This is a genomic window from Pseudoalteromonas sp. J2K-J599, assembly GCF_059295115.2.
Map to the genome: position 1 here is coordinate 3,693,304 of NZ_CM200271.1, position 15,390 is coordinate 3,708,693.

The 15,390-nt window shown below is 40.6% G+C and carries 14 protein-coding genes and 1 pseudogene; 12 read left to right on the plus strand and 3 right to left on the minus strand.

Translation table 11 applies throughout. The features are described 5' to 3' along the window. Positions 1-23: 23 nt before the first annotated feature. Entirely contained in the window at positions 24-791 is a 768-nt protein-coding gene (locus AC5NT5_RS16690) for a sulfite exporter TauE/SafE family protein (protein ID WP_310735974.1), read from the minus strand. 180 nt (positions 792-971) lie between these two features. Here AC5NT5_RS16690 and AC5NT5_RS16695 point away from each other — a divergent pair, with 180 nt between their 5' ends. From AC5NT5_RS16695 to AC5NT5_RS16740, 10 genes and pseudogenes are all read left to right on the plus strand, one after another. Continuing rightward, positions 972-1,721 (plus strand): GntR family transcriptional regulator, encoded by a 750-nt coding sequence (locus AC5NT5_RS16695; RefSeq protein ID WP_182682591.1) that lies wholly within the window; start codon positions 972-974, stop codon positions 1,719-1,721. A gap of 215 nt (positions 1,722-1,936) precedes the next feature. After that, positions 1,937-2,899: an aldo/keto reductase gene (locus AC5NT5_RS16700; RefSeq protein WP_494514206.1), complete on the plus strand. Its 963-nt coding sequence runs from the start codon at positions 1,937-1,939 to the stop codon at positions 2,897-2,899. A gap of 9 nt (positions 2,900-2,908) precedes the next feature. Continuing rightward, entirely contained in the window at positions 2,909-3,904 is a 996-nt protein-coding gene (locus AC5NT5_RS16705; protein ID WP_494514205.1) for a TauD/TfdA family dioxygenase, read from the plus strand. Continuing rightward, positions 3,904-4,908: a YeiH family protein gene (locus tag AC5NT5_RS16710; protein ID WP_494514204.1), complete on the plus strand. Its 1,005-nt coding sequence runs from the start codon at positions 3,904-3,906 to the stop codon at positions 4,906-4,908. The genes AC5NT5_RS16705 and AC5NT5_RS16710 overlap by 1 nt, the downstream gene beginning before the upstream one ends. 426 nt (positions 4,909-5,334) lie before the next feature. After that, complete coding sequence (locus tag AC5NT5_RS16715) at positions 5,335-5,544, plus strand: cold-shock protein (RefSeq protein ID WP_024595869.1); 210 nt, start codon at positions 5,335-5,337, stop codon at positions 5,542-5,544. Between the two features lie 185 nt (positions 5,545-5,729). Further along, complete coding sequence (locus tag AC5NT5_RS16720) at positions 5,730-5,939, plus strand: cold-shock protein (protein WP_182672130.1); 210 nt, start codon at positions 5,730-5,732, stop codon at positions 5,937-5,939. A 187-nt stretch (positions 5,940-6,126) separates the two neighbouring features. Further along, positions 6,127-6,336, plus strand: coding sequence for a cold-shock protein (locus AC5NT5_RS16725; RefSeq protein ID WP_007580429.1), 210 nt, complete (start codon positions 6,127-6,129; stop codon positions 6,334-6,336). Positions 6,337-6,567: 231 nt separating this feature from the next. Further along, entirely contained in the window at positions 6,568-6,816 is a 249-nt protein-coding gene (locus AC5NT5_RS16730) for a DUF3297 family protein (RefSeq protein WP_002963088.1), read from the plus strand. A 167-nt stretch (positions 6,817-6,983) separates the two neighbouring features. Further along, on the plus strand, positions 6,984-7,889 hold the full coding sequence (locus tag AC5NT5_RS16735) for a homocysteine S-methyltransferase family protein (RefSeq protein WP_494514203.1): 906 nt from the start codon (positions 6,984-6,986) through the stop codon (positions 7,887-7,889). After that, positions 7,816-9,383, plus strand: a pseudogene (locus AC5NT5_RS16740) (BCCT family transporter). The gene AC5NT5_RS16735 and the pseudogene AC5NT5_RS16740 overlap by 74 nt, the downstream one beginning before the upstream one ends. A gap of 195 nt (positions 9,384-9,578) precedes the next feature. Here the strand turns inward: AC5NT5_RS16740 and AC5NT5_RS16745 are convergent. Beyond that, positions 9,579-9,995, minus strand: coding sequence for a MerC domain-containing protein (locus AC5NT5_RS16745; protein ID WP_188162494.1), 417 nt, complete (start codon positions 9,993-9,995; stop codon positions 9,579-9,581). A gap of 141 nt (positions 9,996-10,136) precedes the next feature. Here AC5NT5_RS16745 and AC5NT5_RS16750 point away from each other — a divergent pair, with 141 nt between their 5' ends. Continuing rightward, complete coding sequence (locus AC5NT5_RS16750) at positions 10,137-12,542, plus strand: TonB-dependent receptor (protein WP_188162492.1); 2,406 nt, start codon at positions 10,137-10,139, stop codon at positions 12,540-12,542. Between the two features lie 32 nt (positions 12,543-12,574). Then, complete coding sequence (locus tag AC5NT5_RS16755) at positions 12,575-13,975, plus strand: 5-methyltetrahydrofolate--homocysteine methyltransferase (protein ID WP_494514202.1); 1,401 nt, start codon at positions 12,575-12,577, stop codon at positions 13,973-13,975. Between the two features lie 97 nt (positions 13,976-14,072). Here the strand turns inward: AC5NT5_RS16755 and AC5NT5_RS16760 are convergent, their stop codons facing one another. Further along, positions 14,073-15,374, minus strand: a complete 1,302-nt coding sequence (locus tag AC5NT5_RS16760; RefSeq protein ID WP_188162490.1) for a DEAD/DEAH box helicase — start codon at positions 15,372-15,374, stop codon at positions 14,073-14,075. Between the last annotated feature and the right edge of the window lie 16 nt (positions 15,375-15,390).

The following is a 15,390-nucleotide window of genomic DNA, read 5'->3' on the forward strand; positions in this document are numbered from 1 at the left end:
ATGAATTATTTACGTCGCGATTTTTAAAATATACCCGGCGCCGATGTTGCCACCAGCGATATACCACTTAGGCCAAGCAATACAATTGCTATAATACGTACCCATTTAGCGTCAACGTAGGGCGTTAATTTACGAGCAAAATGCGTAACTAGCAACACTAAAGGAATAGCCGCTGCAATTAAAAACATAATGTCGAGCCCAGGCAAAGTACCAAATAAAGCGATACCTACACGTACTAGTCCACCAATAGTAAATACCGCTAATAACGTACTGCGAATAGCTTCAATAGACCAACTTTGCTTATAACACTGAAACACAAGCGGCGGCCCTGAGGTTGAAAACAACCCACCAAGTAACCCACTTACTCCACCGGCTATTAAAAATGAACGAGGACGACTTTGTTTATTTGCACGCTCGCGGCCAATCAGCATTAAAGCGCAGCAAAGCAAAATGCTTACACCTAAAGCAAAATTTAAATAGTGTGTTAAATGCGACGACATATACTCAAGTAGCACAAAACCTAACAGCATTAGTGGAATACCGGTATACAACATAAGTTTTAGCTCGGGTACTTTTACCGAACTGCGGTTTTTAACGACCACGGTTGTTGAATTAACTAACCCCAGCAAACTCACTAAAAATGTAGTTGCCGTAAGTGGTAATACATCAAGCAACGTAAAGCTTGCAACCACCAGCAACCCAAAGCCAAACCCGCTAAGAGTTTGCATTACAGTGGCAAGGCTTAGGCACAGCGCCATAAGCAAAATGAGTTCAAAAGATATACTGAGCACTTTTAATTCCCTAAGGGTGAGCTATTGTAGTGTAACGATTTGTTTTTAGGCATAATGTATATTTTGCGCCTATTAAACACTACAGCAGTAGTTCACGTTTAATTGAGCTAGCGCAAATATGCGTAAAAGGTTTCACCTATGCTATAACTACAGGTGGATTAAATTTAATGGTAAATAATAATGAGTAACTCTATGTTTGATCACAAATTAAGTGGACCAAGCTTGGCTTTTCAACCACTTTACTTACAAGTGGCTGATTATATTAAACAGCTCATTGTTGAAAGACGTTGGCTACCTGGCGAAGCACTACCAAGCGAATTTCGCCTTGCTGAAGAATTTAACGTAAGCCAAGGTACAGTTCGTAAAGCACTAAACTTATTAACCGACAATAAAATAGTAACTCGTCGCCAAGGCGTTGGTACGTTTGTATCAGAGCATACTGCGCAAGATGCCTTATTTAGGTTTTTTCCGTTACAAGCAGACGGTAAAGGTGCCGATTTACCAAAGGCTGAACTGCTATCGGTTGAGCTTTGTGCAGCGCCAGTTGAAGTAATAGAAGCGTTACAACTCAATAAAAAAGACAAAGTTACCAAGCTTGTTCGTAGGCGCATTCTTAATAACGAATTTTGCATGAGCGAAACTATATACCTACCGCAAAGCTACTTTCCTGATATACATCAAAGCAGTGATATTCCGCATACATTGTACCATTACTATCAGACCAAATTTAACCAAACTGTACACAAAACCCAAGACAGTATTAAGGCCGTACTTGCTACAATGGATGATGCCAAAATGCTTGCTATAAAAGCTGGCGATCCACTGCTGTTGGTATCACGCATTACCGAATCAATCGAAGGTAAACGTATTGAATACCGCCAAAGCAAATGCCGTAGCGATCATTACCACTATCAAATTGAACTTGATTAATTAAAAGCGTGTTTAGTGCTAAAAACCCACTTTAGCGCATAATAATTAAATATTTTTTAAAGGCAGCAAACGCTGCCTTTTTGCTGCCTGTAGGTTTTTTAACTGAACCATTTACTGCTTTGCTGTTAACACAGTATTGACACTGTTTGATTCGTATAATAACTTATGTCTTATACAAGACCTAAGTCATTATGCATTTTTAACAGGAATTCCCAATGAGTTCATTAAATAATATCCCTCCAGTAGGGTTCGGTTTATGGAAAGTCGCGCAAGAAGATTGTGCACAAACGGTATACCAAGCCATTAAGGCGGGTTACCGCCATCTTGATTGCGCATCAGACTACGATAACGAAGAGCAAGTAGGCGATGGCATCGCCCAAGCAATAAACGATGGCTTATGTACCCGTGAAGAATTATGGGTAACATCAAAACTGTGGAATACCTTTCATGCACCAGAGCATGTTGGCCTCGCGATTGATAAAACACTGAGTGATTTAAAGCTAGATTACCTAGACTTATACCTAATTCATTTTCCGATTGCGCAAACATTTGTGCCAATAGAAACCCGCTATCCACCAGAGTGGTTTGTTGACCCTACGGCGCAAAACCCGCAAATGGAGCTTTCAAAAGTACCATTGTATTTAACGTGGCAAGCAATGGAAGAACAAGTACACAACAACAAAGCAAAACGCATTGGGGTATGTAATTACTCAAGCGCACTGCTTCACGATTTAATGACCTACGCAAATATCAAACCCGCTATGTTGCAAATTGAGTCGCACCCTTATTTAACGCAAGAGCGATTAGTAAGACTCGCAAAGCAGTACGATATTCCGGTTACTGCGTTTTCACCACTGGGTGCGCTTTCATACCTTGAGCTAGAAATGGCTGATAAAGCTGAATCAGTTCTTGAGCAAAGTGTTGTTAAAGCGGCTGCACGCAATCATGGCAAAACGCCAGCACAAGTAGTTCTTCGCTGGGGCGTGCAACGCGGCACTGCCATTATTCCTAAAACCTCAAAACTTGAACGCATGAAAGAAAATCTCGCACTGTTTGATTTTGAATTAACAGAGCAAGAAATGGCGCAAATTTCTGCGCTTAACAGTAATCGCCGGTTTAACGACCCTGGGCACTTTTGTGAAGCTGCCTTTAACCGTTTTCACCCAATTTACGATTAGGATAATAAAATGTCAGCTACCGAAATTAACTACGCCTCAGTGCCAACTCAATTAACGTTTGATGACTCGGTTTTTCCGTGCATTGTGGTTAATAACAATAACGCCAGCACCGTTGAAGAAGCGGTAGCTTTCATTCGCGCAAATAAAAGTGAATTGGCTAAAAAACTTCGCAGCTCAGGTGCTGTGTTGTTTCGCGGCTTTCCTATAAATAGTGCCGAAACCTTTGATACTTTTTCAGCCGGGTTTGACTACACAAACTTTACCTATAAAGAGTCACTGTCTAACGCGGTACGAATTAATTTTACCGAACGTGTATTTACAGCTAACGAAGCGCCAAAAGATGTAGAAATATACTTGCATCACGAAATGGCGCAAACGCCTATTTCGCCAAGTAAGTTGTTCTTTTTTTGTAAATCGGCCGCTGAAGAAGGCGGTGCTACACCTCTTTGCCGATCAGATAAATTATTTAGTGCGTTAAAAGAATACGACAGCAAGCTTGCCCATGACTTTGAACACAAAGGCCTAAAATATACCACCTATATGCCATCCGCTGACGACGCAACATCAGGCCAAGGCCGAAGCTGGAAAAGTACGCTAAGTGTAGAAACCAAAGACGAAGCACATAATAAATTAATCGAACTTGGTTACGAGTGGGAATGGCTTGAAGACGGCTCACTAAAAGCCGTTACACCGGTACTGCCTGCTGTAGTAACTCTTGAAAATAACGTACAGGTTTTTTATAACCAACTGATTGCCGCTTACATGGGCTGGAAAGGTGTACGCGAAAATCCATCAATCGCCATTACTTTTGGCGATGGTAGTGCAATACCTAAAGCAGGACTTGATAAAATTGTTGAGCTTTCTAAAGTATTTACCTTTGATCTTGCATGGCAAGACGGTGACGTTGCTTTAGTTGATAACGAAATGGCTATGCATGGTCGTCGCCCTTTTACAGGTGAACGTAAACGCCAAGTGTTAGTAGCACTTACCGCAGCTAAAGCGTAATGCAGCGCTTAAGTGGTAAATTAAGCAGTAAAATATCACCTTTATGGCAAGGCGCCAGCATTGCTGCAATGACTGGCCTTGCCGCTTTATTCTTGAGTGAGCATTACGGCGCGCCAGCCATGCTGTTTGCTTTGTTACTGGGTATGGCAGTCTCATTTTTGTATCAAAGCGATAGCCCTTGCGCCAAAGGTATCGACTTTACTGGTACCAAGGTTTTGCGCGTCGGTATAGTACTGCTAGGCACACGCATAGCACTAGGAGATTTAGTAACACTGGGTTGGCAAACAGCACTTATGTTAGCGGGCGCCATATTTACCACTATTATTTTAGGTGTAGTGCTAGCGCGCGTATTTTGCTTACAAAAACGCTTTGGTGCACTAACAGGTGGCTCGGTTGCTATTTGTGGAGCGTCTGCTGCGCTGGCTATCTCGTCTATTATGCCAAACAGCGAACATAAAGAACGCGATACCCTATTAACCGTTATTGGCGTAACAGCTATGTCGACTCTCGCTATGATCCTCTACCCTATTGTGGTTAATTATCTTGAGTTTGACGCCCATAATGCAGGCGTATTTTTAGGTGGCACAATACATGATGTAGCCCAGGTAGTGGGTGCAGGTTATTCGGTATCACCCGAGACAGGCGATATAGCAACTCTAACTAAGCTAGTACGTGTTGCAATGCTACTACCCGTTGTACTTATTATGATGGTCGTTATTAATCGCTCAAACAAAGGAAAACACGGAGAGTTACCTAAAGTACCTGGGTTTTTAATTGGCTTTGTAATACTTATGGTAATAAATAGCTGCTTTTCTCTTCCTATAATAGTACTTGAAACCGCTAACGAACTTTCGCAGTTCTTTTTAATTGCTGCTATTTCAGCCATAGGTATGAAAACTAATTTAGGAAAACTAACCGAAGTAGGTATGAAACCCATTATTTTAATTGTGGCTGAAACACTTTGGATTGCGTTATTAATACTTGGATTTGTAATTTGGAGCTAAAGAATTACATTATTTAGGGTATATCTCAAAAAAATTTAGTAGGTAATTAGGTCATGTTTCAACCAATTAAAAGTTGTATTTTGCCTACTCTAAAACTACGCACAAAAACAAGCTTAACGCATTGATTAAACAAAGCTTACCTTTATTTTAAAAGTATAAAATATCATCTTAATCATAACTAGTTAGTTAAAAAAACAACAAACAAATAAAGTACTTACTCTAAAATAAATTTACAATAGGGCTTGGTATATACTTTAATTTACTGTTATCCTGCCTCGCATCGGGTTGACAGAAAACCCTATTTATTTGTAAGTACCACGTTGTTTTAGTAATAATCCTTCGCGTTATCCTCAGTTAAATGTATGTTTTCTTCCTGTTAAATTGCCTAATTTAAGGCGCACTTTTATTAATCCTTAGGATACTATTATGTCTACAACTACAACTGGTACAGTTAAATTTTTCAACGAAGCAAAAGGTTTTGGTTTCATCGAGCAAGAATCTGGTCCTGATGTTTTCGCACATTTCAGCGCAATCTCTGGCGACGGTTTCAAAACTTTAGCTGAAGGCCAACGTGTACAGTTTACTGTTACTCAAGGTCAAAAAGGCCCACAAGCTGAAAACATCGTTAGCATCTAATTGCTTTCGTTAAATGGGTTAGCAATAACCCATTTTGAATACTAGTTTGAAAGAAGTTTTGTTTTATTTGTTAGTACCGAGTTGTTTTAGTAATAATCCTGCACGATATCCTCAAGTTAACTATTTTTTCCGGCTCAATCGCCTCTTTTCAGGCACACTTATATTAATTTTTTAGGATACATATTATGTCTAATACAACTACTGGTTCAGTAAAATGGTTTAACGAAGCAAAAGGTTTTGGTTTTATCGAGCAAGAATCTGGTCCTGATGTTTTCGCACATTTCAGCGCAATCTCTGGCGACGGTTTCAAAACTTTAGCTGAAGGCCAACGTGTACAGTTTACTGTTACTCAAGGTCAAAAAGGCCCACAAGCCGAGAACATTGTTAGCATCTAATTGCTACACAATTTAATGGGTTAGCAATAACCCATTTTGAATACTAGTTTGAAAGAAGTTTTGTTTTATTTGTTAGTACCGAGTTGTTTTAGTAATAATCCTACGCGATATCCTCAAGTTAACTATTTTTTCCGGCTCAATCGCCTCTTTTCAGGCACACTTATATTAATTTTTTAGGATACATATTATGTCTAATACAACTACTGGTTCAGTAAAATGGTTTAACGAAGCAAAAGGTTTTGGTTTTATCGAGCAAGAATCTGGCGCAGACGTTTTTGCACATTTTAGCGCAATCTCTGGCGACGGTTTTAAAACTTTAGCTGAAGGCCAACGTGTACAGTTTACTGTTACTCAAGGTCAAAAAGGCCCACAAGCCGAGAACATTGTTAGCATCTAACTGCTACACAATTTAATGGGTTAGCAATAGCCCATTAATATACTTATCTATATAATTTTTAGTCAAATATCGTCAAAATCCCCTTCTATACATATTTTCCAAGCGCCATCTCATTTGTATCCGCAACTCATTAATTAGTGCATTTTTAAACACATTTACTACTATCTCTCTTGAGCGAAAGCTTTGTATTGCCTACAATAGCGCATACTTCATTCAATATAGAATATGACCATGAACGACACTACCGCAAAACCTGCTTTACCAGATCGCCTTTCTATTAATCCACGTAGCCCACATCATGTGGAAGAAGTTTTTGAACACGATATTGGTATCACGTTCAACGGCAAAGAGCGTTTTGATGTTGAAGAATACTGCATCAGCGAAGGTTGGATAAAGTTTGCATCTCCAAAAGGCCTTGATCGTCGCGGACAACCACTTTTACTTACAAGAAAAGGCACTGTTGAAGCCTTTTATAAGTAAGCTAATACTACTTACTAAAAAGCGACACCATATTGGGTAGTCGCTTTTTTTGTGCCTTTTTAATAGGTTGAGCTTTTTTCATGCCCAACCTGATGAAGTTTCATTATGATTTTTTAAAAAATATGTTTGAATAGCGCCATACTATTTAGACATATAGAAGTCCATAAGTGAAAAAGGTAACAATTTTAGATGGCGGCATGGGACGTGAACTTAAGCGCATTGGCGCACCGTTCTCACAGCCACTTTGGAGTGCACAAGCACTTATAGAAGCCCCACACTTTGTAGCACAAGCCCATCAAGGCTTTATAGATGCAGGCGCTGAAATAATTACGGTTAACAGTTATGCCTGTGTGCCCTTTCATTTAGGTGAAGAACGCTACGAAAACCAAGGTGCATTACTCGCAGAGCAAGCGGCGCTTATTGCTAAAGAAGTAGCTCAAAATGCTAAACAAAGTGTATTAGTTGCAGGGTCATTACCCCCTGCATTTGGTTCATATCGCCCCGATTTATTTGAAAGTGAACGTGCTTTTACTATTTTAAATACCTTATACAATGCACAAAATCCCCATGTAGACCTTTGGCTTGGCGAAACAATATCAAGCATTGAAGAAGCGCAAGTAATGGCAAGCGTACTTAAAGGCTCAACTAAGCCATGTTATTACGCGTTTACCCTAAGTGACGAAGTAACTTATCAGGCAACACTTCGTTCAGGTGAGCTGGTAACCGATGCCATAACCGCGCTACTTGAGCTGCAAAACATTGCAGGTGTTTTCTTTAATTGCTCTATCCCGGAGGTTATTGAGCAAGCACTGCGTGATACTAACAACGTATTAATTAAGCAAAATAAAAAAGTATCGTTAGGCGCATTTGCTAACAGCTTTACTCCTATTTCAAATGCTCACAAAGCAAATGAAGCAGTGCAAGACTACCGTGATTTATCTCCTAACGAGTATCTTGAGTTTGCAAAACAATGGCATAGCCTTGGCGCTAATATTATTGGTGGTTGCTGCGGAATTAACCCAAGCCATATCAAAGCACTCGTGCAATGGAGAAACGCCATTGAAAAACATTAACTTTGAGCTGGCTATTCCTGCAATTACATTAGTAATTACCTTATTAGTTATCTCAACTTTGTATCCTGAGCAATCACAATTATTAGCAAGCAACGCTATGCATTTTGTAACAGGCTGGTTTGGTTGGTTAGTAGAACTTGTGAGCTTGGCTTTAGTTGGTTTTTTATTTTGGTTAGCTTTTTCAAAGTACGGATCTATTAGGTTAGGTGAAGAAAAAAAGAGCACTCTAACTTTTCGTACGGCGGTATGATTTTTACCGCAGGTGTAGGTGCTTCTCTTATATATTGGGGAATTGGTGAGCCGATGTATTATTTGCAATCGCCACCACTTTTTGCCGAACCAAATAGCTACGCAGCAGCAGCTTGGTCTGTTACTTATTCTATTTTTCATTGGGGCGTGACTGGCTGGGCCATTTACTGCTTTCCGGCAATCCCGTTTGCGTACGCGTTTTACGTACAAAAAAAGCGTACTTTAAAGCTCTCTACCCTTTGCGAACCTGTAGTAGGCAGCAATCCTATTATTGCTAAAGCAATCGATTTACTTGCAATTTTTGGCACCCTCGCAGCTTTTGCAAGCTCACTAGCACTTACTGTATCGTTGCTTAGTACTGGCGTTTCTGCATTATTAGGAATTAAAAACAGCTTATTACTCCAAGGCAGTATTATTTTATTATTTGTTTTAATGCTTGTTGCGGTAATGCTTCTTGGCTTTAAAAAAGGCATTAGTAAAGTGTCCGACTATACGGTTGTAGCAGCAATATGTTTTGCCTTATTTGTATTACTTGTGGCTGACTCTCAGTTTATTTTAAATAACTTTACCGACTCAATAGGTGTCATGCTTGATAACTTTTTTAGAATGTCACTTTGGACCGACCCAGTTCAAAAAAGTGGTTTTTCGCAATTGTGGACTCAATACTATTGGTTTTGGTACTACGCTTATTTAATTATGATGGGGCTTTTTATTACCCGCATTTCGCGTGGACGTACTATTAAAGAAGTTATTTTATACACTATCTCGATGGGTTCACTCGGTTGTGCATTCTTTATATCAATCTTTGGTGGTTATGCAGTATGGGCACAATTAATTGGTGGCTTACCTGTTCAACAATGGATGAGCGAAGGCGGTTTAACGTTTGCAGTAGTTTCACTAATTCAAACTCTACCATCGGGTAATATTGGCTTAGTATTATTTTTGATTATTCAATTTTTTTTAATGCTAACGACTATGTCAAGCGCAAGCGTTGCCACCGCTATGTTGACAACTAATAAACTAGAACTAAATGGCGATCCCGATCATAAAGTTAAGCTTCTATGGGCTGGTGCAATTGCACTCATTAGTTTTAGCGTATTTTTATGCGGTGGCGGAATAGATACTATTAAGTCACTCTGCGTTGTAGCAGGCCTACCAATGATGTTTATTTACATGATCTTAGTAAAGCAATTAATGATGCAGCTAAAGGGTGTGAATCAAATAAAAACACTTGAGCAATATTAGAGTATAAATTCCGGAACAGTTAAAGTGAATTAGTAACATTTTAAGGCCTCATATTATGAGGCCTTATTTACTATTACTGAGCATGTTACTACAGCATGAAAGAGGTCGCCTTTTAAAACAAAGAAGCCTTAGTATTTAAAATAAATCAGTATTAATTTAGCCGACGAGAGCCATACCACCAGCAACAACTAAGCGTTAAACCATTTGATCCAATTTGCTACCTGAACACGGGCATTTTTCGTCATTTTGCTTAAGGCATTGCTGATAATTAAACCAATGGGCCACAGCAATAAAAGCCGAGCCTATTAAGGTTAGTGCTTTTTCGGCTATTTCATGCCCTAGTAATACTGCGCATATCATAAAGGCTAGCCCAATAACGCCGCAGGCCATATAACGTAAACGTTTATGCTTTTTACAGCCTAAGCTCAGTGCTAATAAACTGGTGGGTAATACCGCTGCAAGAATCCATAAATGAAATTGTTCACTATCTATTTGCAGTACAGCAAAGCTTGGCAATAGCGCTAAAATAACCGGGGTTGCAAAACAATGTACTGTACACATTAACGATAACCCAATCGCCATACGATCCATAACACTTTGACTCGACTTCATTATTTCCTCTACTAAATTAGTGTCTCTACTCAAAAGCGTTACCTTTAAGGAGACATTTTAGTAACAACAGTTAATTACTATTGATACATTATAACATTTCTCGCATAATTGATATAATATAACATCTAACAAGGTAGTCAAATGAAACCTAGATCACAATTAGCTGTTCTCATCGCAGCTTTATTACCAGCAAGTGTGCTGGCATCCACAATTGAAGGCGTTGTTTTAAACAATCAAGGTAAAATAGTTACCAATGCAACCATAGAAGTTGAAGGTTCAGACCTTAAAGTCACCACCGACGAAAACGGTAAATTTGTCATAGCAGAGCTAAACAATGGCTTAAAAGAACTTCACGTTGTAACCCCTGGCTATGCGCATCTTCATCGCGATATAACAATAACGAATGATGAAAACCAATCGGTTACGTTTAATTTAAAGCGCTCGCCTATTGAAGTTATTGATATTGAAGCAACCCCTATTCATATGTCGGCAATGGAATCTGCCTCACCTGTTAGCGTTTTATCTGGCGAACAATTAAGGCGCCAACAAGCTGCAACCCTTGGCGACAACCTTGAAAAGCTCCCAGGCGTTAATACAAATTTTCACGGAAAAGTAGCCAGCACACCTATTATTCGTGGTTTAAGCGGCCCGCGTGTACTCATAACTCAAAATGGCCTTGATGTAAGCGATGTGTCGCGCGTTGGCCCCGATCACTCTGTTGCATCAGAAGCATCTACCGCACAACAAATTGAAGTATTACGCGGCCCAGCAACACTGTTTTATGGCAGTGGCGCCATTGGTGGTGTAGTTAATGTGGTAGATAGTCGTGTACCAACCGATAGCACAACACGCGGCGAGTGGAACGTAGAACATAACTCGGTAGATAACCAAAAAGTAGCCTCGTTTAATGCCACCACAGGCACAGACTCGGTGGCTTTTTACGCCGATGCATTTTGGCGTGAGGCCGACGACTACGAGGTGCCTGTAGCTGCCGATATAGATAGCGATGGTGAAGAGCATCGCGGCGATTACACTGTTGAAAACAGTAATGAAGAGTCTGACGGTTTTACTGTTGGCGCTAGCTATTTAATGGATAACGGCTTTATTGGCTTAGCAGTAGAGCAATTTAATCGTCAATACGGCATTCCAGGCCATACGCACGGCGAGGAAGAAGAGGAAGAGCACAGCGACGACGAAGAAAGCGTATTTGCTGATTTAGAGCAAACTAAGGTGCAATTATTAGGTGAGTACAACCTAGATAATAAATGGCTAAATAAAGTAAACCTGCGCGTTGGCCATACCGACTACGAACACGCTGAAATTGAGGGTGGCGCTGTAGGCACTACTTTTAAAAACGAAACAAATGAATTACGTATAGACCTACTACATAACCAGTTTAGCGAGTGGAATGGCGGTATTAGCTTTCATTACAAACAAAGCGATGTTGAAGCACAAGGTGAAGAGGCCTTTACACCTCCATCAGAAACCGAAAGCTTTGCTGTAGCACTAATGGAAGAAAGACACTTTGGTGATTTTTTAGTGCAAGTAGGTGGGCGTATAGAGCGTGTAACCATTGAAGCAGGCGACGTATTACTGCCAAATATTGACGCTCACGCACACGATGAAACAGAAGAAGCCGACGAACACAACCACGAAGAAAGTGCAGAAATTACGCGCGTATTTGACGTAGAGCATGAATTTACCCCTATCAGTTTATCGGCAGGCGTAGTATGGGATTTTACACCTAACTATAACTTAGGCCTTTCGGTATCGCGCTCTGAACGTGCGCCCTCTGCCTCTGAATTGTTATCGTTTGGGCCACACATTGGTACTGGCACTTACGAAGTAGGTGCACTATTTGATTTAGATGAAGACGGTCATTTGGGTTTATCTGATCAAGCAATTGATTTGGAAACAGCCAATAATATCGATTTAACCCTGCGTAAAACCCAAGGTGATGTTGGCTTTATTTTAAATGCCTTTTACAACCAAGTAGATAATTACTATTACCAAATAGACACCGGTTTATTCGCCGAAAGTGGCCACGACCATGGCGATGAAGAAGAAGGGGCTGACGAACACGACCATTCATCAGAGCTACCTGTTTATTTATTTAAAACAGACGATGTAATTTTACATGGTTTTGAAGCGCAAATTGCGTGGCAATTAACCGATGAATTTAAAGTAGATTTATTCTCTGATTACGTTCGTGCACGCCTTAAAGACGGCGGCGATTTACCACGCACACCGCCACTTCGTTTTGGCAGCGAGTTAAGCTATCAAACAGATAAATTAAGTGCGCATATTCACGTTACTCGCTATCAAAAGCAAGACCGCACAGCCCCACAAGAAACAGCAACAGACGGCTACACATTGGTGGATGCAAGCATCTCTTATGACCTTTCAGTATTAAACCAAGATATGTCTGTTTACCTGCGTGGCACTAACTTAACAGATACAGAAGCACGCGTGCACAGCTCGTTTGTAAAAGATATAGCACCACGTCCAGGGCGTAGCTTTGCGCTAGGTATTCGCGGTTATTTTTAAGCATTAAAAAATTATAATTAAGGGAAATAAACATGAAAAAACTATACAAATTAAAGCTTATTGCACTGGCTATTAGCACTACATTTATTACAGCTTGTGGCGATGCAGAAACCAACATTGTGGAACAAGATCCTATTGTTGTAGAAGATGAACACGATCATGAAGGTGATAATCACGACCATGATGATGGCTACACCATAGACTCACTTGGCAGGTTAGCTGTGCTTGCAGGCAACAGCAACGAAGCCAGCTTTTATGACCTAGATGACAATGCTTTACTTGAAACATTTACTCTTACGAATGATTCAAACACGCTATCGTCATCCCCTGATTTTCGTTATGCCGTTATTGTAAGCAGAGCACAAGATTACTTAGGCTTTATTGATGGTGGTTTATGGCGTGAAGACCATGGCGAGCACCTGCACGATTACGAGCAAAGACCAGCGGCTAGCAGCTATGAGTTAACAAGCGGCAGTCGCCCTACTCACTTAATAACTCACGACGGGCAATTAGCTGTTTTTTATGATGGTGATGCAGATTCAGGCACGGTTGCCTCTGTTGAAGTATTAACAGATAACAACATAACAAGCGCAACAGCAACACTACCTAGTATTAGCTTCGATATTAATATGCACGGTGTAGCAGAGCCTCGCGGTGAGCATTTATTATCAACCATTCGCCGTGATGACAGCGAAAGCACATCGGTTGCTAAAGTACTGCCAGACCAAGTAGGTGTTTATCATTTTCATGATGGTGAATACGAGCTTGAACAAACCTTAGACCTTACGTGCCCTGATTTACACGGCGCTGCACAAAACCACGACTACGTAGTATTTGGCTGTAGCGATGGCGTGTTATTAGCCCACCAGCACGATGATGAATACGAAGCTGAAAAAATAGCGAACATTGCAGCCGTTGGCGATTTACGCATTGGTAGTATTTATGGCCACGAAGATAGCGAGACCTTTATTGGCGTAGCATCTGGCCACGGTGGCGGCGAAGCCGTAATTGTAACTATTAACCCAGCAACAGCACAAATGGAAGAACTAGAATGGCAACTAGCCGATGGCGCAAGTGCTGTATCGTACTCTTTTTCTGCCCATGGCGAGCACTTTTTAATATTAGACAGCTTAGGCTTTTTAAATGTATTTAGCGCACACGACCATGATGGCGAAATGCATTGGGAGCTTGAAGGCCAAGTAGATATTACCGAGCAAGATGTATCAACCATGCCAGAGGGCATGAGCTTTAGCATGACAGTAGCGCAAAATGGTCAATTTGCTTATGTAGCCGACCCTATTGCTCAGCACGTTGTGCAAGTACACCTTGAAGACTTAGAAATTGAAAGTGAGCTAGAGTTAACTTTTCCACCTACAAGCATTACCTGGTTAGGGATTGCACAAGAAATAGAAGATGAAGATCACGACCATTAATTTAAAACTAACGCTTTAAGTTAAAGCCACAAAACAAAAAACCCGTAATTAGGTTAACTAATTACGGGTTTTTACAGCTATTTATTTAGCTCTATTGTTACTTACGGCGCCAGCCACTCCATACATCATCTATATCATCGGCTTTATTTTTTTTCTTTTTCTTGCCTGTGCCTTCTGGTTTTGCCATTGGCTTTTCATTTTTAAGCGCCTCGGCAGCATCAAGATTAGCTTGGTTTACAGCAAAACCGGTTACTTCTTCACGCTCTAAACGTAGTTTGTTTTTCTTCTCGATTATTTTAAAGTGATGCAAATCTTCATAATCAACCAATGAAAGCGCTAAGCCTACTTCACCAGCACGGCCGCTTCGACCAATACGGTGCATGTAATCAGAAGGGCTACGCGGTAAGTTAAAGTTAATAACAACAGGCAGTTTGGCAATATCTAAACCACGGGCTGCTATATCGGTGGCTATAAGTACTTCGATTTCACCGGCTTTAAATTTTTCTATTACGCGAGTACGTTCACTTTGGCCTTTATCACCATGAAATACCTGTGCGTTAATACCACGCTTTTCAAGCTTACCCGCTAAGTGCTCACAGTCTTTTTTAGCGTTTACAAAAATAAGTGCTTGGCGCCATTTATGCGCTTTAATTAAATGCGCTAAAACCGTAGTTTTTTCGCCTTTATTTACCGTAAACACGCGTTGAACAAGTGTGCTTTCATCTTTATTTTGTACTTGTATTTCAACAGGATTAGTTAACAGTTCTTGCGTTAATTGAGTGACTTGCTCTGGGAAGGTCGCTGAAAACAACATGGTTTGTTTTTTAGCAGGCATTAACGCTAAAAGATCAGCCAGCTCTTCGGTAAAGCCAAGGCTTAGCATACGGTCGGCTTCATCAAGCACTAAGGTCGTCACTTTATCGAGCTTAATAGCATTGCTTGAGATTAAATCAAGCAAACGACCTGGCGTTGCAACAATAATATCGGCGCCGCCGCGCAGTGCCTGCATTTGTGTATTAACCGACACACCACCAAACACGGCCACCGTTTTAATTGCGCCATTAAAGTTAGCAGAATACGATTTAACGCTATCGGCCACTTGCGTAGCAAGCTCACGCGTCGGTACTAAAATAAGCCCCGTTACAAAATTACCTTTGTTGGCAGTATTTTTAGCGCCCTGCTCTAAAAATAGGGTTTGTAGCATAGGTAAAGCAAACGTCGCTGTTTTACCTGAGCCAGTATTTGCCCCCGCAATTAAGTCACTTCCCGTCAAAATACTCGGAATTGCTTGTGCCTGAATAGGTGTAGGTTGTGTGTATTCAAGATCAGACAATCGAGCAATTAGCTCTGGAATTAGGCCAAGTTCGTTGAAATTACTAGGATTTGCGGCTGAGGTCATAAAATTTGCGGGCTCA

Bases quoted from the DNA above. Each gene is read 5' to 3' on its own strand.
- AC5NT5_RS16695 (WP_182682591.1), top strand. From the start codon at position 972: ATGAGTAACTCTATGTTTGATCACAAATTAAGTGGACCAAGCTTGGCT.
- AC5NT5_RS16700 (WP_494514206.1), top strand. From the start codon at position 1,937: ATGAGTTCATTAAATAATATCCCTCCAGTAGGGTTCGGTTTATGGAAA.
- AC5NT5_RS16705 (WP_494514205.1), top strand. From the start codon at position 2,909: ATGTCAGCTACCGAAATTAACTACGCCTCAGTGCCAACTCAATTAACG.
- AC5NT5_RS16710 (WP_494514204.1), top strand. From the start codon at position 3,904: ATGCAGCGCTTAAGTGGTAAATTAAGCAGTAAAATATCACCTTTATGG.
- AC5NT5_RS16715 (WP_024595869.1), top strand. From the start codon at position 5,335: ATGTCTACAACTACAACTGGTACAGTTAAATTTTTCAACGAAGCAAAA.
- AC5NT5_RS16720 (WP_182672130.1), top strand. From the start codon at position 5,730: ATGTCTAATACAACTACTGGTTCAGTAAAATGGTTTAACGAAGCAAAA.
- AC5NT5_RS16725 (WP_007580429.1), top strand. From the start codon at position 6,127: ATGTCTAATACAACTACTGGTTCAGTAAAATGGTTTAACGAAGCAAAA.
- AC5NT5_RS16730 (WP_002963088.1), top strand. From the start codon at position 6,568: ATGAACGACACTACCGCAAAACCTGCTTTACCAGATCGCCTTTCTATT.
- AC5NT5_RS16745 (WP_188162494.1), bottom strand. From the start codon at position 9,995: ATGAAGTCGAGTCAAAGTGTTATGGATCGTATGGCGATTGGGTTATCG.
- AC5NT5_RS16750 (WP_188162492.1), top strand. From the start codon at position 10,137: ATGAAACCTAGATCACAATTAGCTGTTCTCATCGCAGCTTTATTACCA.
- AC5NT5_RS16755 (WP_494514202.1), top strand. From the start codon at position 12,575: ATGAAAAAACTATACAAATTAAAGCTTATTGCACTGGCTATTAGCACT.
- AC5NT5_RS16760 (WP_188162490.1), bottom strand. From the start codon at position 15,374: ATGACCTCAGCCGCAAATCCTAGTAATTTCAACGAACTTGGCCTAATT.